20 protein-coding genes are annotated in these 21,161 nt (G+C 44.8%); 16 read left to right on the top strand and 4 right to left on the bottom strand.

Annotation, left to right across the window (positions count from 1 at the left end):
• Positions 1-79: 79 nt before the first annotated feature.
• The 3 genes from proP (at position 80) to PR809_RS06945 (ending at position 3,484) form a co-directional block, all read left to right on the top strand.
• A complete protein-coding gene (gene proP, locus PR809_RS06955; RefSeq protein WP_102138803.1) occupies positions 80-1,582 on the top strand; it encodes a glycine betaine/L-proline transporter ProP in 1,503 nt (500 codons plus the stop codon).
• Between the two features lie 95 nt (positions 1,583-1,677).
• Complete coding sequence (phrB, locus tag PR809_RS06950; RefSeq protein ID WP_206276025.1) at positions 1,678-3,093, top strand: deoxyribodipyrimidine photo-lyase; 1,416 nt, start codon at positions 1,678-1,680, stop codon at positions 3,091-3,093.
• A gap of 79 nt (positions 3,094-3,172) precedes the next feature.
• Positions 3,173-3,484 (top strand): monooxygenase, encoded by a 312-nt coding sequence (locus PR809_RS06945; protein WP_166266041.1) that lies wholly within the window; start codon positions 3,173-3,175, stop codon positions 3,482-3,484.
• 34 nt (positions 3,485-3,518) lie between these two features.
• Here PR809_RS06945 and PR809_RS06940 read toward each other — a convergent pair whose 3' ends face one another.
• Together PR809_RS06940 and paaZ are read right to left on the bottom strand one after the other, a co-directional pair.
• Entirely contained in the window at positions 3,519-4,316 is a 798-nt protein-coding gene (locus tag PR809_RS06940; RefSeq protein WP_206276026.1) for a class I SAM-dependent methyltransferase, read from the bottom strand.
• Positions 4,317-4,379: 63 nt separating this feature from the next.
• On the bottom strand, positions 4,380-6,443 hold the full coding sequence (paaZ, locus tag PR809_RS06935; protein WP_206276017.1) for a phenylacetic acid degradation bifunctional protein PaaZ: 2,064 nt from the start codon (positions 6,441-6,443) through the stop codon (positions 4,380-4,382).
• Positions 6,444-6,765: 322 nt separating this feature from the next.
• Between paaZ and paaA the strand changes: the two genes are divergently transcribed.
• The 13 genes from paaA (at position 6,766) to paaY (ending at position 18,278) form a co-directional block, all read left to right on the top strand.
• Entirely contained in the window at positions 6,766-7,704 is a 939-nt protein-coding gene (paaA, locus tag PR809_RS06930; protein ID WP_102138798.1) for a 1,2-phenylacetyl-CoA epoxidase subunit PaaA, read from the top strand.
• Positions 7,705-7,735: 31 nt separating this feature from the next.
• Positions 7,736-8,023 carry a 1,2-phenylacetyl-CoA epoxidase subunit PaaB gene (paaB, locus tag PR809_RS06925; protein ID WP_004262911.1) on the top strand — a complete coding sequence of 96 codons (288 nt, stop codon included), beginning with the start codon at positions 7,736-7,738 and terminating at the stop codon, positions 8,021-8,023.
• Positions 8,024-8,033: 10 nt separating this feature from the next.
• Positions 8,034-8,792, top strand: a complete 759-nt coding sequence (gene paaC, locus PR809_RS06920; protein ID WP_166266047.1) for a 1,2-phenylacetyl-CoA epoxidase subunit PaaC — start codon at positions 8,034-8,036, stop codon at positions 8,790-8,792.
• A gap of 4 nt (positions 8,793-8,796) precedes the next feature.
• Positions 8,797-9,306 (top strand): 1,2-phenylacetyl-CoA epoxidase subunit PaaD, encoded by a 510-nt coding sequence (gene paaD, locus PR809_RS06915; RefSeq protein ID WP_206276019.1) that lies wholly within the window; start codon positions 8,797-8,799, stop codon positions 9,304-9,306.
• A 10-nt stretch (positions 9,307-9,316) separates the two neighbouring features.
• Positions 9,317-10,375: a 1,2-phenylacetyl-CoA epoxidase subunit PaaE gene (gene paaE / locus PR809_RS06910; RefSeq protein ID WP_102138795.1), complete on the top strand. Its 1,059-nt coding sequence runs from the start codon at positions 9,317-9,319 to the stop codon at positions 10,373-10,375.
• A gap of 8 nt (positions 10,376-10,383) precedes the next feature.
• Positions 10,384-11,157 (top strand): 2,3-dehydroadipyl-CoA hydratase PaaF, encoded by a 774-nt coding sequence (paaF, locus tag PR809_RS06905; protein WP_195698033.1) that lies wholly within the window; start codon positions 10,384-10,386, stop codon positions 11,155-11,157.
• A gap of 2 nt (positions 11,158-11,159) precedes the next feature.
• Positions 11,160-11,954, top strand: coding sequence for a 2-(1,2-epoxy-1,2-dihydrophenyl)acetyl-CoA isomerase PaaG (gene paaG, locus PR809_RS06900; RefSeq protein ID WP_206276020.1), 795 nt, complete (start codon positions 11,160-11,162; stop codon positions 11,952-11,954).
• A 2-nt stretch (positions 11,955-11,956) separates the two neighbouring features.
• A complete protein-coding gene (locus PR809_RS06895) occupies positions 11,957-13,507 on the top strand; it encodes a 3-hydroxyacyl-CoA dehydrogenase (protein WP_206276021.1) in 1,551 nt (516 codons plus the stop codon).
• Positions 13,504-13,944, top strand: coding sequence for a hydroxyphenylacetyl-CoA thioesterase PaaI (gene paaI / locus PR809_RS06890; protein ID WP_206276022.1), 441 nt, complete (start codon positions 13,504-13,506; stop codon positions 13,942-13,944). The genes PR809_RS06895 and paaI overlap by 4 nt, the downstream gene beginning before the upstream one ends.
• Positions 13,941-15,143: a 3-oxoadipyl-CoA thiolase gene (gene pcaF, locus PR809_RS06885; RefSeq protein ID WP_206276023.1), complete on the top strand. Its 1,203-nt coding sequence runs from the start codon at positions 13,941-13,943 to the stop codon at positions 15,141-15,143. Before paaI ends, pcaF begins: the two co-directional genes overlap by 4 nt.
• A 118-nt stretch (positions 15,144-15,261) precedes the next feature.
• Entirely contained in the window at positions 15,262-16,572 is a 1,311-nt protein-coding gene (paaK, locus tag PR809_RS06880) for a phenylacetate--CoA ligase PaaK (protein WP_094960845.1), read from the top strand.
• A gap of 151 nt (positions 16,573-16,723) precedes the next feature.
• A complete protein-coding gene (gene paaX / locus PR809_RS06875) occupies positions 16,724-17,662 on the top strand; it encodes a phenylacetic acid degradation operon negative regulatory protein PaaX (RefSeq protein WP_102138783.1) in 939 nt (312 codons plus the stop codon).
• A 22-nt stretch (positions 17,663-17,684) separates the two neighbouring features.
• Positions 17,685-18,278 (top strand): phenylacetic acid degradation protein PaaY, encoded by a 594-nt coding sequence (paaY, locus tag PR809_RS06870; protein WP_102138782.1) that lies wholly within the window; start codon positions 17,685-17,687, stop codon positions 18,276-18,278.
• Positions 18,279-18,315: 37 nt separating this feature from the next.
• Here the strand turns inward: paaY and PR809_RS06865 are convergent, their stop codons facing one another.
• Both PR809_RS06865 and emrA read right to left on the bottom strand, forming a co-directional pair.
• Positions 18,316-19,839 (bottom strand): DHA2 family efflux MFS transporter permease subunit, encoded by a 1,524-nt coding sequence (locus tag PR809_RS06865; protein ID WP_102138781.1) that lies wholly within the window; start codon positions 19,837-19,839, stop codon positions 18,316-18,318.
• 16 nt (positions 19,840-19,855) lie between these two features.
• A complete protein-coding gene (emrA, locus tag PR809_RS06860) occupies positions 19,856-21,028 on the bottom strand; it encodes a multidrug efflux MFS transporter periplasmic adaptor subunit EmrA (protein ID WP_181490006.1) in 1,173 nt (390 codons plus the stop codon).
• Positions 21,029-21,161: the final 133 nt, after the last annotated feature.

Below are 21,161 nucleotides of genomic sequence, written 5' to 3'. Positions count from 1 at the left end.
TATATTTTCCGATGTATGAAAACCCATATCTTAAGTGCTGTTGTTTCGATTATTGAAATTAAAATAAGAGGATGGTTTCATGAGATTCAAGAAGAAAAAAGAAAAACCGTTAAATATTAGTGATATTACTATTATTGATGACGGTAAACTCAAAAAAGCAATTACCGCGGCTTCGCTGGGTAATGCGATGGAATGGTTTGATTTTGGGGTATACGGTTTCTTAGCCTATGTTCTAGGTCAGGTTTTCTTTCCAGACGCATCACCGAGCGTCCAGATGATTGCCGCATTAGCCACGTTCTCCGTGCCTTTCTTAGTTAGGCCATTAGGTGGGGTCGTTTTCGGTATCTTAGGTGATAAGTACGGCCGTCAAAAAGTCCTTTCGATGACAATTATCATTATGGCAATCAGTACCTTCTGTATCGGTTTGATCCCATCCTATGAGAGCATCGGTATCTGGGCGCCAATTCTGTTATTAATTGCTAAGCTAGCTCAAGGTTTCTCGGTAGGTGGCGAATATTCTGGTGCTGCAATCTTCGTTGCAGAATACTCACCAGACCGTAAACGTGGTTTTATGGGCAGTTGGTTAGATTTTGGCTCTATCGCTGGTTTCGTTTTAGGTGCGGGTGTCGTTGTCCTGATATCGAGCATTGTTGGAGAAGCCAACTTCCATGATTGGGGCTGGAGAATTCCGTTCTTCTTAGCATTACCGTTAGGGATCATCGGGTTATATCTACGTCATTCACTGGAAGAAACTCCTGCGTTCCAACAACATGTTGAATCGTTAGAAAAACAAGATAAAGCCAATATTCAAAATCCACCAAAAATCTCAGTACGTGAAGTGGCGACTAAGTATTGGAAAAGCTTGATGATTTGTGTTGGCTTGGTTATCGCAACCAATGTGACTTACTATATGTTGCTGACCTACATGCCAAGTTACTTATCACACAACCTGAATTATTCTACTGACCATGGTGTGCTAATTATTATTGCAATTATGATTGGTATGTTATTTGTTCAACCAATTATCGGTTTAACCAGTGATAAAATTGGTCGCCGCCCATTTGTTATTACCGGTAGTGTCGGTCTGATTTTATTGGCATACCCTGCATTTATGTTAATCAACAGTGGTTCTGTTGGCTTAATTTTCCTAGGTTTATTAATTTTAGCGGTGCTGTTGAACTGTTTTACCGGGGTTATGGCTTCCATTTTACCCGCGATTTTCCCGACACATATTCGTTACAGTGCGTTAGCGATTGCCTTTAACATTTCAGTATTAATTGCCGGTGCGACACCGACTGTTGCGGCATGGTTGGTCGAATCAACCACTGACTTATATATGCCAGCTTATTACTTAATCGTGATTGCTTTAATTGGTTTATATACGGGTATTAGAATGCCAGAAACAGCGAATAAACCATTGCGTGGTGCAACACCTGCGGCATCAGATAAAGCCGAGGCAAAAGAAATTCTTAGCGAGCACTTTGACAATATTGAGCAGAAAGTTGAAGATATTGACCAACAAATTGCTGAGCTTGAGAAAAAACGCCAATCCTTAATCAATCAGCATCCTAAATTAGATTAAACATGAAAGGGCCGGTAAACGGCCCTTTGTTTTGATTCCAACAAAAACTTCAACCAAGGAGGGAGGCGGTGGCAGCCAAACAAGTTTGTCATCTTATGTGGTTTCGTAATGATTTACGGGTCACTGATAACAAAGCGCTTTCCTCTGCGTGTGTGGATCCTCAAGCTAAGGTTATTGCTCTCTATACGGCAACACCAGAGCAGTGGCAACAACATGATATGGCTGAACGGCAAATTTCATTCATTCACCAGAACCTTGTTGAACTGCAGAATTCACTTGCTGAGCTTGGTATTCCACTGGTTTGTCAAACTGTGGCTAATTTTGCCGACGCAGCGCAATGGGTACTCGATTACGCAAAGGCGCAACAGGCTGATGCCCTGTTTTTTAATCGACAATATGAATGGAACGAAAAACAACGGGACGAGTGGTTAATCAATCAACCTCATGAGTTGCATATCCATGCTTTCGATGACTATTTATTACTGCCCCCCGGCTCCGTAACTACCCAAAAAGGGGAGATGTATCAAGTCTATACCCCTTTTCGCCGAGCTTTCATCACCCAACTTACCGTGACAGATTGTCGTTCACTGCGTGCCCCAGAAAAACGAGCGGTCGCCATCAACATTGATAAGACTTTACCGTTATTTCCGCATCAACCCATTGAAGACTCAGCACAATTTCCTGCTGGTGAAAAATCTGCTTTAACGCGACTCAGGCAGTTTTGTTCCCAGAAAGTCGTCGGTTATAAAAACGATAGAGATATTCCTTCTATTGATGGTACCAGCCAATTATCACCTTACCTCGCGGTGGGGGTGCTGTCCCCTCGCCAATGCTTCAACCGATTACAAGCAGAAAATCCCCAAGTGTTGGATTACCCAGATAGCGGGGCATTCACTTGGTTAAATGAATTAATTTGGCGTGAATTTTATTCGCATCTTTTAGTGGCATTCCCACGCCTATGTCGCCATCAGCCATTTATTCAATGGACACAACATATTCACTGGAATGATTCTTCAACCGATTTTGCAGCATGGAAAACGGGACAAACGGGTTACCCAATAGTGGATGCCGCTATGCGCCAACTAAATACAACAGGTTGGATGCATAACCGCCTACGTATGATTGTCGCCAGCTTTTTAGTCAAAGACTTACTGATTGATTGGCGAAAAGGTGAAAAATACTTTATGAGCCAACTGCTTGATGGCAGTTTAGCCGCAAATAACGGTGGGTGGCAGTGGTCTGCCTCGACTGGTGTTGACGCTTCTCCTTGGTTTCGTATCTTTAACCCAACCACTCAAGGGCAAAAGTTTGATGCACAAGGGGCTTTTATTCGCCATTGGTTGCCAGAATTACAGCAAGTTCCCGATAAGTATATTCATACACCCCATGAATGGGCGGTGCTCAGCAGTACACCGATTAATTATCCAGAACCAATTGTTGACCATAAACAAGCCCGTCTCGCCACTTTGGCGGCATTTGAAGCAGGTAAGCGTAATAGTTTGAAGCAATAAATCGTTTAAAATACGATAAATAGCAAAGTTATTATTTGCTTTAAGAATTATTATAGCGCTTCAATCATAAGGAGCAGATATGAGCGTTATTTTACAAGTTGATTTCCCGTATCAAGGGCCTTGGGGTGCAGAAATGACCGCGGCAATGGATGAATTAGCCAATTCAATCAACCAAGAACCTGGTTTTGTGTGGAAAATTTGGACAGAAAACCAACAAACTCAAAAAGCCGGGGGCGTTTATCTGTTTACCACTGAAGCCGATGCCAAAGCATATCTACAAAAACACAGCGCACGCCTGAAATCTTTCGGTATCCCTGAAGTACGTGGTGAAATTTTTGCAGTCAATAAGGCGCTTAGCCAATTGAACCAAGCGCAGTTTTTAGTGCAATAATTTTTAGTACAATAATTTTCAGTTCAATAAATAGCTATTGGCACTGAAATTCAAACAACATCACATCTGAGGTAAATGAGCCATCTGCTTGTACGGCAAAGTGGCTTTTTACCTCATCACTTAATGTTCCTTGGTAGTGGCGGATAGCTTCAACGAGTGCCTGTGGTGTACGCATCCGTTCGACCCAACTGGTAAATTCCAGCGCTAAACGGAAACTTTGTACCCGCTGAACAAATAACCCTGCATTATTAAACATGCCTGACCATTCCCCAGCGGAATAATCACGAATATGTGAAGTATCCCGAAGCACTTCGACATTTTGTAAGTAAATATCCAATAATGGATGCCCTGGTGATACCACATCAATAAAGATACCTTTTCCACCCGGTTTGAGCACTCGGCGCACCTCACGCAGTGCTTGTTCCACATCGTGCCAATGGTGTGCAGAGTAGCGGCTAATCACTCGGTCAAAACCATTGTCATCAAACGGTAGAGACTCCGCAGTCCCTTTGCAGGTGGTGATATTATTTAACTTACGTTCTTGTGCATTTTTAGCCACAACATTGAGCATTGAGTCCGACAAATCATAAGCCGTCACTGACTTCACCAACGGCGCTGCATGGAAGCTGGCATGCCCTGCTCCACAGCCAAGGTCTAGCACGTCCTCGTCCTGACAACCTTGTAGCAATTGTTGCAAAACAAGTAAGTCTTCACCTTGTGCATGAACTTGGCTGGTTAAATACGAGTTGGCTTGCTCATCAAATTGTTGATAAACCGCTTGATGGTGCGTTTTCATCTTTGTTTCCTTACATTCAGTTGGTGATTTCCTCATCACAACAGAAAATGATTGAAAAAGCACCTATTAGCTCGACAATTAATTCATACCGTATAATGACTAGTGAAAATCCCCTACACGACGCTCCACCAGCGTTAAAATACTGTACAACGCCACAACGGTATCGTCCTGATTAAACACTTGCACATCCCATTCAACAACGCCATTAGGTTTGTCTTCAGCAAGTTTCTGCGTTTTCTTGATCTTTTTCTTGCACGTTAGGCGAACTTGTATGGTGTCTCCGATTTTTACAGGTTCAATGAAACGCAAGCTTTCCATGCCATAATTGGCGATCACGGGCCCAACACCAGCATCGACAAATAACCCTGCGGCGGCGGAAACGACAAAATAGCCGTGCGCAATCCGTTCACCAAATAGCGACTGTGCTGCGCCAATTTTATCAACATGAACATAAAAATTATCACCGCTGAGACAGGCAAAATTAGCAATATCGGCCTCTGTAACGGTACGCCTTGCGGTCAGTAACGTGTCGCCAATCACTAAATCTTCAAAGTGTTTACGGAATGGATGGACCGCATCAGCGATGGTATCTGCCCCACGGAGCCATTGCTTGGTAATTGCCGTTAGCATCGAAGGGCTACCTTGGATGGCAGTACGCTGCATATAGTGTTTGACTGCTCGCAAGCCACCTAGCTCCTCACCACCACCCGCACGCCCTGGGCCACCGTGTACCAGTAGCGGAAGCGGTGAACCGTGGCCAGTGGACTCCGCGGCTGATGCTTCATTTAAAATTAGCATCCGCCCATGAGCTCGCGCACTCGCGCGAATGACCGTTTGCGCGACTTGTGCATCAGCAGTGACTAACGTCCCCGCAAGGCTCCCTCCACCTAAAATCGCCAATTGCACCGCCTGTTCGATATTCTCATAGCTCATTAACGTGGCGACTGGACCAAAAGCCTCGATTTCATGTACTGCTGTAGATTTAAAAGGCTCTGCACAATACAACAACGTTGGTGGATAAAAAGCCCCATGTTGGCTATCTGCACCAATCACATCCAGCTTTTCGAATTGCCCACCACATAAGACATCACAGCCATGATCACGTAAATAATTTACTTTCTCTTGTACGTCTTGGCGCTGTTCTAAGTTAATCAATGCCCCCATTCTGACCCCTTCAACCGCAGGGTCACCCACTGTTGTAGCGGATAGGCGTTTCAATAATGCCTGCTTCACATTTTCGAGCTGATTTTTGGGCACGATAACGCGGCGGATCGCGGTACACTTCTGGCCTGCTTTCGCGGTCATCTCACGAGCGACTTCTTTAATAAATAAAGCAAATTCAGGCTGCTCTGGCTGAACGTCATCGCCTAAAATTGCACAGTTCAGTGAATCCGCTTCCATTGTAAAAGGCACTGATTTGGCAATAATACGTGGATGCGATTTCAGCTTTTGCCCTGTACTAGCGGACCCTGTAAAAGTCACCACATCTTCAAAATCAAGGTGTTCAAACATATCGCCAACACCACCGCAAACCAGTTGAATTGCGCCATCAGGTACCAAGCCGCTATCAACCATTAACTTCACCATCGCCTGTGTTAACTGTGCTGAGGCGGTTGCAGGTTTGATGATGGCTGGCATGCCAGCAAGCCATGTTGGCGCCAGTTTCTCTAACATTCCCCAACAAGGGAAGTTAAATGCATTAATGTGCAGGGCAACGCCACGGCGAGACGTTAAAATATGATGGCCAATAAATTGCCCTTGTTTCGATAACGGGATCATTTCTTCTTCTGGCCAAATCGTGTCATCTGGTAGCTCACGGTTAGCGAGACCCGAATAAGAAAACAGTGTGGCAATTCCCCCTTCGATATCTACCCAGCTATCCGCTTTGGTTGCGCCAGTTTGAGCCGAAATCGCATATAACTGCGCTTTATGTTCCAGTAGATATTTTGCGAGTGCCTTAAGCATCTGCCCGCGTTGCTGGAATGTCATCGCTGACAATATTTCACCTCCCACTTGGCGGCCATACTGTAAGCTTTCTGCTAACGGCAACCCTTCAGTCGTCACCGTATATAAGATTTCATTCGTTAGTGCATGGTGAATTTTTCGCCCTGCGCCCTCACCTTGTACCCATTTACCCATAATGTAACTTGTTAAATGCTGCATATTCCTCTCCAGAAATAAAAACACCAAATCAAATTAGATGACAAATATGTATCATAAAAATAAGCATAGAAGCTAATTTAAATTTAACAAATTAAGAACAATTTTGTCTTAAATGCTTATTTCCATCAAAACCACATAAAAATAAATAATATTAACTAATTGTTTTTATTTGAGTTTAATTTATTGATTGTGAAGCCACTCGCAAAACAGGGTTAATAAACATTGATCTTTTTGTTAACAGTTTCTAGCATTGATGTTAAATATATATGATTCATTATTCATACAAAATAAAACACAACCGAATCACTTAATGGAAAAATCAATGAGCGAGCAAAATCAGGCTAACTTCGAAGCCAAAATCGAAGCCGATATTTCCATCGAGCCCAAGGATTGGATGCCCGATGCGTATCGGCAGAACCTTATCCGCCAAATTGGCCAACATGCCCATTCAGAAGTCGTCGGCATGCTGCCAGAAGCAAATTGGCTGACACGCGCCCCGACACTCCGTCGGAAAGCGATTTTACTGGCCAAAATTCAAGATGAAGCAGGCCACGGTTTATATCTATATAGCGCTGCCGAAACCCTTGGTTGCTCTCGTCAAGATATCTACCAAAAGTTACTTGATGAAAAAATGAAATACTCCTCCATCTTCAATTACCCCACGTTAAGTTGGGCAGATATTGGCGTAATTGGCTGGTTAGTCGATGGTGCGGCAATTGTGAACCAAGTAGCACTGTGCCGTGCCTCTTATGGCCCTTATGCACGAGCGATGGTGAAAATCTGTAAAGAAGAAAGTTTTCACCAACGCCAAGGTTATGAAGCTGTTATGGCACTCGCAGAAGGCACCGATGAACAAAAAGCGATGCTGCAAGATGCGATAAACCGCTTTTGGTGGCCCGTCCTCACGATGTTCGGCCCCAATGATTCTGACTCCCCGCACAGCGCTCAAAGCATGGCTTGGAAAATCAAGCGTTTCAGTAATGATGAGCTACGACAAAAGTTTGTTGATAACACTGTTCCGCAAGTGGAAGCGTTAGGTATGACGATCCCTGACCCGGATCTGGTTTGGGATGAAGAACTTGGTCATTACCGCTTTGGTGAAATCGATTGGGAAGAGTTTTATCAGGTGATTAAAGGCAATGGCATTTGTAATCACGAACGCCTTAGCGCTAAGCGCAAAGGATGGGAAGACGGCGCATGGGTACGTGAAGGTGCAATGGCACATAGCCGTAAACAAAAATCCGTTAAAACTGCGGCTTAATCACTGACCATTTTACGAAAAGGAAAACACCATGAGCAATCAAGATTGGCCTTTATATGAAGTTTTTGTCCGTAGTAAGCAAGGGCTTGCGCATCGCCATGTTGGCAGTTTACATGCTGCTGATGACCAAATGGCACTGGAAAATGCACGCGATGCGTATACAAGACGTAGTGAAGGCTGCTCAATTTGGGTGGTGAAGGCCGCACATTTAATTGCCTCACAGCCCGAAGACAAAAGCACGTTCTTCGACCCTGCGGACACCAAGGTCTATCGTCACCCAACTTTCTATACCATCCCTGATGGCATCAAAAATATGTAAGGAGCTTGCCATGAACCAACAAGAACAGCTCCACCATTACACATTACGCCTTGGCGATACCCCCTTAGTTTTAGCGCAGCGCCTGTGCGAGTGGTGCGGCCATGCCCCTGAGCTCGAAATTGACCTAGCGCTATCGAATATCGGCTTAGATTTGCTAGGGCAAGCGCGTAACTTTTTAAGCTATGCCGCGCAATTAAAAGGGGCTGGGTGTGATGAAGACACCCTTGCCTTTTTGCGCGATGAACGAGAGTTCAGCAATTTATTACTGGTTGAGCAACCCAACAATGGCTTTGATGACACTCTAGTGCGCCAATTTTTTATGGATGCTTATCATGTTCCATTATATGAAGCGCTAATTCATAGCCGTGATGAACAACTGTCAGCCATTGCTGAGAAATCCCTCAAAGAAGCCGTTTATCACTTGCGTTTTAGCCGTGGTTGGATGATCCGTTTAGGGGATGGCAGTGAAGAAAGCCATCAACGGATCCAACGTTCAGTCAATGAGTTATGGCGTTTCACTGGCGAACTTTTCCATGCTGATGACGTTGAAATCACACTCAGCGAAGCAGGTATCGCCGTTGACCCGCGCACTTTACAAGCCGCATGGGTTAACACCATTAACGAAACATTCACTGAAGCGACCCTCACTATACCGGAGAAAAACGCGTATCGCTTAGGCGGCAAGCAAGGCAGCCATACAGAACACTTGGGCTTGTTATTAACGCAATTGCAGTTTGTGCAACGCGCTTACCCGAACAGCCAGTGGTGATGTTATGGAACAGAGACTGCAATATAGCGAGCTTCAATCGCCCCAGGTTCACCAGATCTGGCAACAGCTTCACCAAATACCCGATCCTGAGCTACCCGCACTCTCTATTACTGATCTCGGCATGATCCGCAATGTGCTACCTGCGGCTCAGGGCTGGAAAGTTATTTTTACACCTACCTACTCAGGTTGCCCAGCAACTGAATTTTTAATCAATGAAATCAAAACTGTTCTAGGTAATGCCGGTTTTCCAAACATCGACATCGAAATTCTGTTAACCCCAGCTTGGACAACAGATTGGATGAATCAGGATGCGAAAAGGCGCTTGCGTGAATTCGGTATCGCACCACCACAAGGTACGTCCTGCGAGCACCCAGAACACAAAGGTGCGGTTCGTTGCCCACGTTGTGACAGCGAGCAGACCGAAAAAATTAGTGAATTTGGTTCCACTGCATGTAAGGCATTGTATCGATGCACTGAATGCTTAGAACCGTTTGATTACTTTAAATGTATTTAGGGGCACCCATATGACTGTATTTCATCGTTTAAGTATTGCTGCCATTGAGCGTGACACCCCTGAAGCTGTCGCCATTACTTTTAACGTACCAGATGCATTACGAGAGCAATATCATTACCGCCCAGGGCAACATCTCACACTGAAGGCCTCTATTAATGGCGAAAACCTACGTCGCTGTTATTCCATTTGCAGTTCACCGGATGAAAACACACTAAAAATTGGGGTGAAAGCCATTTACGAAGGGCGCTTCTCTAATTTCGTTAACCAAGAGCTACAAGTTGGCGATAGCCTTGATGTCATGGTTCCCCAAGGGCAATTTGGTTACCAGCCAGAGGCAGATACCCACGCACACTACCTTGCCGTTGCTGCAGGCTCTGGGATCACACCATTGCTCTCCATCATTAAAGCCACATTACAAACTGAGCCAAAAAGCAGTTTTGTGTTGATTTATGGTAACCGCAATAGCCGCTCTGTGATGTTTAAAGAAAGCATCGCAGACCTGAAAAACCGTTTTTCTACGCGCTTTCAAGTTCTCTATTTATTTAGCCAAGAACAACAGGATAGCGAACTACTCAGTGGCAGAATTAGCCAACAGCAGCTCAGTGCATTAGGCAAAACCTTATTGAATTTTAAACAATTTAACCGAGCGTTTATTTGTGGGCCTGACAGCATGATGGATGAAGTGCATGACACTTTAGTCGGCTATGGCATGCCAAAGGAATATGTTCACACCGAGCGTTTCAACACTTCAGGCACCAAATTCAAACCCGCAACCGCCATGACTAGCGAAACACGCCAAGTCAGTATTCACCTTGATGGCAGAACCATGGACATTGCCATGGATAGCCAAGATGACAGTATTTTGGATGCCGCACTACGCCAAGGCGCGGATTTACCCTACGCCTGTAAAGGGGGCGTTTGCGCAACCTGCAAATGTAAATTGCGCTCTGGTGAAGTGGAAATGGGGGTCAATTACAGCCTTGAGCCTGACCAAATCGCTGCGGGGTACATCCTTAGCTGCCAAGCGTGGCCAAAAGGCGATGGTGTTGTTCTAGACTTTGACGTGTAGGAGCTGTAATGGAAAACCATTGGATTTTATCACAACAACATAACCGAGTTTTGACTCTCACGTTAAACCGTCCAGAAGTGCGTAATGCCCTGAGCACCGCTTGTTTAGAGTTGCTGGTTCAGCAGCTCGAACAAGCACAAATAAATGATGAGATCGGGGCGATCGTGATCACCGGTAATCCGCGTTTTTTCGCGGCCGGTGCCGACCTTAAAGAGCTACAGCAACAAACCGTTGCTAACGCGATCACCGATAAACGTCCCCAAGTTTGGCGCAGGTTATCGATGATATCAAAGCCCATTATTAGTGCTGCGAATGGTTATGCTCTAGGGGCAGGTTTTGAATTATTACTCGCCAGCGACATCATTATTGCCGGTGAATCAGCTCGCTTCGGGTTACCCGAAATTACTCTGGGTTTAATGCCAGGCGCGGGAGGAACACAGCGTTTAATCCGTGCGGTAGGCAAATCCCTCGCCATGCAAATGGTACTAACGGGTGAACCGATCAGTGCAAAACATGCGTTGCAAGCAGGCTTAATCAGCGAAATTTGTGTGGATAAATTAGTGCTAGAACGCGCCCAAAAACTGGCAGAGCGCATCGCGATGCATGCGCCTTTAGCCGTACAAGCCGCAAAAGCCTCACTGGTGCATTCTCAAGAAAACCACCTTACCGAAGGGTTACAACTTGAGCGCCAATATTTTGTGACTTTAGCGGGGACGAACGATCGACGTGAAGGGATCGAGGCATTCTTCGAAAAACGAAAACCTCAATTTACAGGACAATAATCATGACCAATGAAGCAATGATCCTCACTACGTTAGAAAATGGGGTTCTCACCGTCACTCTCAATCGCCCTGATAGATTGAATAGCTTTAATGATGAAATGCATCGCCAGCTCAGTGAAGCGATCAAAATAGCAGAACGCGATGAAACCGTACGCTGTTTAGTGATCACTGGCGCAGGCCGTGGATTTTGTGCCGGACAAGATCTGAATGATCGCAATGTAAGCGTGGGAAGTGAAGCGCCCGACCTCGGGTTCTCCGTTGAAACTTACTATAACCCCTTGATCCGTCGCCTAACCGCACTACCGAAACCGATTATTTGCGCGGTCAATGGTGTTGCCGCAGGTGCAGGCGCTGCCATTGCACTCGTGGGCGATATTGTTATCGCAGCAAAAAGTGCCAATTTTATTCAATCTTTTTGCCGCCTTGGCTTGGTTCCTGACTCAGGGGGGAGCTGGTTTTTACCTCAGTTAGCAGGCCATGCACGAGCAATGGGAATGGCGTTATTAGGCGACAAAATAAGTGCAGAACAAGCATTACAGTGGGGAATGATTTGGCAGGTGACTGAAAATGAAGAACTCATTAATACCGCTCAACAGCTTGCACAACACCTTGCAACCCAACCTACTTATGGCTTAGGGCTTATCAAAAAGGCCATTTATGCCGCAGCAACTAATACTCTTGATGAGCAACTCAACCTTGAGCGTGACTTACAGCGCCTTGGCGGGAGAAGTGAAGATTATCGCGAAGGGGTTAATGCTTTTTTAAATAAACGTGAACCACAGTTTAAAGGAAGATAATCATGACCTTACCTTTGAATTTAACCATCAACACCGTCGCGGTAATTGGCGCTGGAACCATGGGGATTGGTATAGCGCAAGTTGCCGCGAGCGCGGGTTTACGTGTCTTGTTGTTTGATGTTAACCAAGATGTCTTAAACCATAGTCTGTCAACGATGACCCTGCGTTTACGCAAACGTGTTGAGCAAGGAAAAGCAAAACCCGAGGTCACTGAGGCGATTATCGCAAAAATTGCAGTGGCAAAAAGCCTCTCGGCACTGTCGGATGCACAATTGGTAATAGAAGCTGTTGCTGAAAAACTTGAAATCAAACAAGCTATTTTCAGTGAACTTGAAGGCATTTGTAACGAAAAAACCATTTTTGCTAGTAATACTTCATCTTTATCAATTACCGCAATCGGTAAACAACTCACACATCCTGAGCGCCTTGCAGGGTTACACTTTTTTAACCCTGCTCCCGTGATGAAATTGGTTGAAGTGATCCGTGGGCTAGAAACATCAGATACAGTGATAAAACAGCTGAAAGAATTGACACTATCATTTGGAAAAGTGCCTGTAGTTTGTCGTTCAACTCCTGGTTTTATTGTTAATCGTGTCGCCAGACCATTCTACGCTGAGACATTACGTGCCCTTGAAGAACAAATTGCGTCTCCTGCCACATTAGACAGCGCAATACGTGACGCAGGGGGTTTCGCTATGGGGCCATTACAACTAACTGATTTGATTGGCCATGATGTGAACTATGCAGTGACTGAGTCGGTATTTCAGGCCTTCGGCTATGACTCACGCTTTCAAACCTCATTAATGCAATTAGAATTAGTCCAAGCTGGTCATTTAGGCCGCAAATCGAAGCAAGGGTTTTATCATTATGATGATAATAAACCTCAACCTTTACCCTCCGTTGCAGAAAAAATCCACCTTGACCAACCTCAAAATATAAAAGCTCGTGGCGATTGGCAGATATTTCCTGAGTTTGCGCAGCTTTTAACTGAAAATGGGATCTCTCTCGAAGGATTAACACAACATTCCGAACAATCCCCGACACTTATTGTTAATGACGTTATTATTATGTTAACGAATGGTGAATTGACATCATCACATGCGCAAACACAAAAACAAGCCGTCGTGCATTTTGACTTATCGGCAAATTACCTTGCCGCAACAACCATCACGTTAAGCTGTGCAGCACAAAATAATGCGCAACAAAACCAGCAAGCTATCGCGTTTTTTCAATCATTAGGGAAACACGTGATTGTATTACCCGACTACCCAGCGCTGTTAACCATGAGAACGGTCGCGATGTTATGCAATGAAGCGTTAGATATCGTCAATAAGGGGATAGCAACTGCTTTAGATACCGATAATGCCATGTGTTTTGGGGTGAATTACCCCAAAGGCCCACTTGCTTGGGGTATGCAACTAGGCTGGCAACGCGTGCTGTCAGTTCTTGAAAATTTGGCTCAGTTTTATGGGGACACCCGTTATCGGCCGAACCCGCTTTTAAGGCAATTAGCAGCGGGTTATCAATCTTTAACTTTCAAGGAGATACCATGATTTCACTGCCAAACGAGACGCTAGCTCAGCAATCAGCTCACATTATGTACCGTGATGATGCATGCGCAAAAGCTATGGGTATGTCCATTGAAAAAGTCGAAGAGGGCTTTGCGCAATTGAAAATGCCTATCACAGCAAAAATGCTTAACGGTCATAAAACCTGCCACGGTGGGCAGCTATTTAGCCTTGCCGACACTGCATTTGCCTACGCCTGTAATAGCCAAGGGCATGCCGCTGTTGCCTCAATGTGTTCCATTGATTTTATTCGTCCCGGTTTTGAAGGTGACTTACTAACCGCCACCGCCACAATGCAACACCAAGGCAAACGCAACGGTTTATATGAAGTCGAGATAACGAACCAAGATGGCAAAACACTCGCGCTATTCCACGGTCGTTCTCATCGGTTAGGCCATCGTTTAACAGGAGAACAATCATGATAGATGCGTTTATTTGTGATGGTGTCCGCACCCCAATTGGCCGCTACGGTGGCGCTTTGTCACCATTACGTCCTGACGACCTTGCCACAGTGCCATTAAAAGCCCTAATGGAGAGGCACCCACAACTTGATTGGTCATTGACTGATGACATTATTTTGGGTTGCGCAAACCAAGCAGGAGAAGACAACCGTAATGTGGCACGTATGGCTGGGCTGTTATCCGGGCTCCCTATTTCCGTTTCTGGAACCACCATTAACCGCCTATGTGGCTCTGGGCTAGATGCCATTGCATTAGCGGCAAGAAGTATCAAAGCTGGAGAGTCTGGGCTGATGATTGCCGGAGGTGTTGAGTCCATGAGCCGAGCACCGTTTGTCATGGGCAAACAAGAATCTGCATTCTCACGCCAAGCGCAAGTGTTTGATACCACTATTGGTTGGCGGTTTATCAACCCACTAATGGAACAACAGTTTTCCACAGATTCGATGCCAGAAACTGCGGAAAATGTGGCTGAAACCTACAAAATTAGCCGTGAAGACCAAGATGCTTTTGCATTGCGCAGCCAACAACGCACCGAAACTGCAAAAGTTAGCGGCATTTTTGCGCAAGAAATCATCCCTGTTACGGTCAAACAGCGTAAAAGTGAATACGTCGTCAGCGAAGACGAACACCCAAGAGCAGAAACGACTTTTGAACAACTACAAAAACTAAAAACGCCATTTCGCGATAACGGAACGGTAACAGCGGGTAATGCCTCCGGTGTTAATGACGGGGCTGCCGCACTGATTATCGCATCCGACACGATTGCCAAGCAGCAAGGGTTAACACCACGGGCTCGTATCATCGCTACAGCTACTTGTGGAGTCGAGCCAAGGTTGATGGGCATCGGCCCGCTGCCTGCTTCGCAAAAAGTATTAAAAATGGCAGGGCTCACCATCGAACAAATGGATGTTATCGAATTAAACGAAGCCTTTGCCGCACAAGCACTTGCCGTTTTAAGGGGGCTTGGTTTACCTGATGACGCCTCACACGTTAACCCTAACGGAGGGGCAATTTCGCTAGGTCATCCACTTGGAATGAGTGGGGCAAGGCTTGTTATTGCTGCTATCAATGAGCTGCACCGCAAACAAGGTCGTTATGCATTATGCACCATGTGCATCGGCGTTGGCCAAGGGATAGCAATGATTATTGAACGAGTCTGAACAACGTCTTATTACAAATAAAAAACAGCCTGAAACCCTACACCTGCTCAGGCTTATACCAGGAACGTCATTGATTAGCGTGAACTGGTAACCATAATAATTATGAGGACAGGCAATTATGAGCAATATACAAGATAGCATCGACCCAATTGAATTTGCATCGCGGGATGAGATCGAGTCTTTACAGTATTCTCGAATGAAGTGGACACTCACTCACGCCTATGAAAATGTACCCATGTATCGTAAAAAATTCGATGATGCGGGTGTACACCCTGACGATTTCAAACAACTGAGTGATATCGAAAAATTCCCTTACACGACCAAACAGGATTTACGTGAAAACTACCCATTTAGCACCTTTGCCGTGCCAATGGACCAAATCATCCGTATTCACGCCTCTTCGGGAACTACTGGCCGCCCAACGGTGGTGGGTTACACCCAACGAGACATCGATAACTGGGCTGACCTGATCGCACGTAGTTTACGCTCTGCAGGCACTGTCCGAGGCGATAAAGTCCATGTTGCTTACGGCTATGGCTTATTCACCGGAGGGCTAGGTGCCCACTATGGTGCGGAGCGCCTAGGAGCCGCGGTTATTCCTATGTCTGGTGGGCAAACTGAAAAACAAGCGCAATTAATCGCGGATTTCAAACCCGATGTGATCATGGTAACTCCATCGTACTGCTTAAGTATTATTGATGAACTTGAGAAAATCATGGGTGGAGATGCTAGTAAGTGCTCACTTAGATTAGGCGTATTTGGTGCAGAACCTTGGACTGAATCCCTCAGAACTGAAATTGAAACCCGCCTTGGTATCAAAGCATTAGACATTTATGGTTTATCTGAAGTAATGGGGCCCGGTGTTGCTATGGAGTGCGCGGATTCAGGCGAGAGCGGCCCAACGATTTGGGAAGACCATTTTTATCCAGAAATTATTTCCCCCAATACCTTAAAAACATTAGGGGCGGGTGAGCATGGTGAGTTAGTGTTTACTACCCTTACAAAAGAAGCTATGCCTGTTATCCGTTACCGAACTCGCGACCTCACCCACCTCATGCAAGGGGTCAACCGTAATATGCGTCGAATTGGTAAAATCACCGGTCGTTCAGATGACATGATGATTATTCGCGGCGTGAATGTGTTCCCTTCTCAGATTGAAGAACAAATCATGCAATTTAAGGAGCTTTCTCCTCATTACCAATTAGAGATTGGTCGCCAAGGCAATATGGACAATTTATCTGTCCGTGTTGAGCTCAAACACCCTGAACAGCTCACTTATGATGAACGCTGTAATATCTGCCACCATTTAAAGCACCGAATCAAATCGATGGTGGGTATTAGCACCCGTATTAGTATTGTAAATTGCGGTGATATCCCCCGTTCTCAAGGCAAAGCAGAACGAGTAATTGATACTAGAATTGCGATTTAATTCAAATTATTAAGGCATATTGGAATGAACTACTCTGATATGCCTTAATCTCTGAGAAAGTGTTTAAAACAGGTAATGGAAGACAACCTTTAAATTTATGTCTACTATTCAGTAAGCCTTCTGATACATAAATTTTATAGATGAAATATAAATGGAAAATAAACTTAACCAATTCATACAACATGCAATAGCAAGCCAACCTATTAGCGGCACCTCTTTAATTAGCTCACTATATGGTGATGCTTTGCACCATCGTGGTGGCGAAGTGTGGTTAGGAAGCTTAACTAAGCTGTTAGAGCCGATGGGTTTTACTGATCGTTTTGTCCGAACGTCTGTTTTCCGCTTACAAAAAGAAGGTTGGCTTGATACAGAAAAAATCGGCCGTCGCAGCTATTACCGTATTTCTGAGCGCGGGCAAAGCCGATTTCGCCGTGCAGAAAATAAAATTTATCTCGCAGAACAACCTGATTGGGATGGAAAGTGGGATTTACTCCTTCTTGAAACCGCTGAAAAAGATGAAAAAATCAGGCTAAAAAAGGAACTTAGTTGGCTCGGTTTCGGGCAATTTAATACCTCACTCATGGCGGCACCAAGCTGTGCACAAAGTGATGTAGCCACGCTACTCAATGAACTCAATGCGACTGAAAATACAATTTATTTTCACGCAGATTACCCCTATAGCCGCTCAGAAAAAAACCTCAAAGAACTGGTTTCCCATGCTTGGTCTTTGCAAGAAATTTCAGAACACTATCACCAGTTTATTTCATTATTTAGGCCACTCGCATTACTGCTTAAAGAAAATATTGATGCGCAAATTTCCCCGGAACACAGCTTTCAATTACGTTTATTGCTGATCCATTTCTATCGTCGTGTCACGTTAAAAGACCCATTATTGCCAGACGAGCTCCTTCCCACACAATGGGAAGGTCATATTGCACGCCACCTTTGCACCAATATTTATCAGCGTATCGACCAAGCCGCGACCCAATACGTTTCTGAACAGTGCGAAAGTACGGTTGGTGAACTTCCTCAACCATCCAGCGCTTACTATCGCCGCTTTGGTGGTGTACTCCGAGAGCTCGCGGCCTAAAACCTCTATTACAGGAGCCCATATGCCTTTTTATCAAATCGATGGCATTACGCCAGTCGTCAGCCCTGAAAGTTTTGTCCACCCTACTGCGGTAGTGATTGGAGATGTTATTATTGGTAAAAATGTCTATATTGGCCCAAATGCCAGTTTACGTGGCGATTTTGGCCGATTGATCATCAAAGATGGCGCAAACGTGCAAGATAATTGTGTCATGCACGGTTTCCCACAGTATGAAACGATCGTCGAGGAAAATGGGCATATTGGCCATGGGGCTATCTTACATGGCTGCCATATCAAGCGTAATGCTTTAGTCGGGATGAACAGTGTGATTATGGATGGAGCAATAATTGGCGAAAACTCGATTGTCGGTGCTTGCGCCTTTATCAAAGCCGAGGCGATATTTGCTGATAATAGTCTTATCGTTGGTACGCCTGCAAAAGTACTTCGCACATTATCAGAAAAAGAAATTGCATGGAAAACCAGCGGAACTAAAGATTATCAAAACTTAGTCACGCGCTGCTTAAACACGTTTAAAGAAGTCGAGCCGCTCAAAGAAGTCGAAACAAACCGGCCAACCCTAAGTTTTGAGAATATTATTCCTAAATCCCAGCTATAAGCTAGATGGGGCTATAATACTTAGCCCCATCCATTAATTATTTCGCTTTACTGCCAAATGGTGGCTTAGCAAACCAAACGGTAATAATCAGCGCAATAAATACCCAACCGCATAACCAGAAGATCTCATTTGCAGCAATAATTAACCCTTGGCTAGTGATTTGCTGAGCAATAAAACCGGAAGTCTGTTCGGTACTCAGCCCATGAGCGGCCATTTCTTGATACATCCCTAAAGACTCAGGATTGTAATCGGTAATAAATTCCGTTAATTGGCTATGATGTACGGCTTCTCTATCACTCCACAACGTTGTGGTTATGGAAGTCCCTATTGAACCCGCTAAGGTACGGAAAAAGTTGGCTAAACTCGACGCCGAAGCGAGTTTTTCGGGCGGTAGGCCAGAAAGGGTTAATGTGGTCAGTGGCATAAAGAAGCAAGCCACCGCCATCCCTTGCACCAGTTGTGGCCAAACCACAGCAGAAAAGCCCATATCCGGTTCAAACGTATACGCGCGCCAGAAGAAACAAATTGCATAAAATACAAAGCTAAAGGTCACTATCCAGCGGATATCGAGAAAATCGGATAATTTTGCCACTGGAGCCGAGAACAACACAGGCAATAAACCAATGGGTGCCAATGCTAACCCTGCCCATGTTGCCGTATAGCCATACACTTCTTGTAAGAGCTGCGGCAACAATACAATAGCGCCGAAATAGGCCATATATGCCAAACTGACAGAAATCGTTCCGATGGTAAAATTGCGCGATTTAAATAACGATAATTCGACAATTGGGTTTTTGTCAGTAAGTTCCCAAATTACGAGGAAGACCAATGCAATCGCTGAAACAACGGCTAAGATAACAATTTCATTAGACGCCAACCATCCCAGCTCCTTACCTTTGTCGAGCAGAACTTGTAAGCAACCAACGCCCACCGAAAGTAGCGCCAAACCAATCACATTGAATGGGACTTTCACGATCTTCGACTCCATCCCTTTTAGGATAATAGAGCCAACAATAATGACGAAAATTCCCAAAGGCACATTCATAAAGAATATCCAGCCCCAATGGAAATTATCACTAATATAACCACCGAAAATAGGACCGAACACTGGAGCTAAAATGATGGTCATCGACCAAAATGCTAACGCCATATTTTGCATTTTCGGCGGGTAGCAACGCATAATAAGGCTTTGCGAAAGCGGGATCACCGGCCCTGCAACAGCCCCTTGCAATACGCGGTATAAAATCAGCATACCAAGGCTATCGGAAAACCCACAAAGTAATGAAAATAATGTGAAAAGTGCCGTTGCCCATAAGAAAACACGGATTTCACCAAAACGCTTCGCGAGGTAACCTGAAATCGCAATAGAAATCGCATTCGATACGCCAAACGAGGTAATGACCCATGTTCCTTGTGACATGGAAACCCCGAGATCACCGGCAATCGTCGGGATAGCCACGTTAGCAATCGTGGAATCAAGCACCTGCATGAAAGTTGCAAGGGACAACGCAATGGTTGCCCATACCAGTTTTGCACCCTTAAGTGGTTGAATATCTGCCACAACGGCTCCTTTCAAGCTAGTCTGCGTTATCGCTGATAATGGTGTCGATGATGTGGTCGACATCACTTAAGTTTAAGACCAACACATCACTTTCAAATGCTGGTACTGTACGCTGAACTTCCGCTAAAACAGGGCCATTTTGGTCTTTAATATCTATCGTGACATTCATGGACAACCCAATGCGCAGTGGGTGTTTCGCCACCTGCTCAGGGTCTAATTCAACACGTACAGGCAAACGCTGTACCACCTTAATCCAGTTCCCGGTTGCATTTTGAGCGGGTAATAATGAAAAAGCACTACCGGTTCCCATATCAAGCCCAACAACAGTGCCGTTATAAACGATATCCTCTCCGTAAAAATCACTATTGATAGTCACGGGTTGCCCAATACGGACTTTTTCCAGTTGGGTTTCTTTGAAGTTTGCATCTACCCAAACAGGCTGAACAGGCACAATGGCCATTAAAGAGCTCTGTGGGCTGACTTGAGAACCGACTTGAACATTACGCCGTGAAACATACCCCGTCATCGGGCTTTTAATTTCAGTACGTTGTAAGTTTATCCACGCACTGCGTACGCTATCAGCCGCTTGCTGAATTGCCGGTTGCTTTTTAAGCTCCGTGTTACGCAGCAATGCACGGTTGGCATTATATTGTTGAATAGAAATATCCAGAGCCGCCTGCGCAAGTTGTACGGCTTCTTGCGAATGCTGTAGGTCTTCCTTCGAAATAGTACCGCTACGCCCTAGCGCCACACGACGTTGATAATCTTTTTGCGCTTGCGCAAGTGTCACCCGGTTTTTTTGAATTTGCGCTTGATACTCATCACCATTGATATACAGCTCTTTGGTTTTGCGCACAGTTGTTGCTAAATCATGTTTGGCTTGTTCAAATGCTAATCGGGCATTAGTTTTATCCAATACAACCAATACGTCACCCGCTTTTACCAAGTCAGTATTTTCAAAGTTAACTTGAGTCACATTACCCGTTGTTTGCGCAACTATCGGGATCTGCAAACCGGATACATAAGCGTCATCGGTATATTCTTGAAAGCGTAAAACTAAAAACCAATAAACACCATAGGCTACAAATAATAGAACGATAATTATTGTGGCTACCACCATCCATATTGTTCTACGTTTTTCATTCGTCGTTTTTTGATTGTGTATTTCTGAATGGGTATCTTGACTCATAATAACTCTCAAGGTCTGAAATCAATATTAATTCTCCCTCTATATTCACGAAGTATATGTAATAAAGCAATAGCTAATAATTTACAATTAAATCAATTCCAACGAAAAACCATTAATGCATTGATATAAAACA

This window comes from Providencia sp. PROV201 (genome assembly GCF_028479545.1).
GTDB lineage: Bacteria > Pseudomonadota > Gammaproteobacteria > Enterobacterales > Enterobacteriaceae > Providencia > Providencia huaxiensis.
Note: the sequence above shows the minus strand (reverse complement) of the source record. Positions and strands in the feature narration are given on the sequence as shown.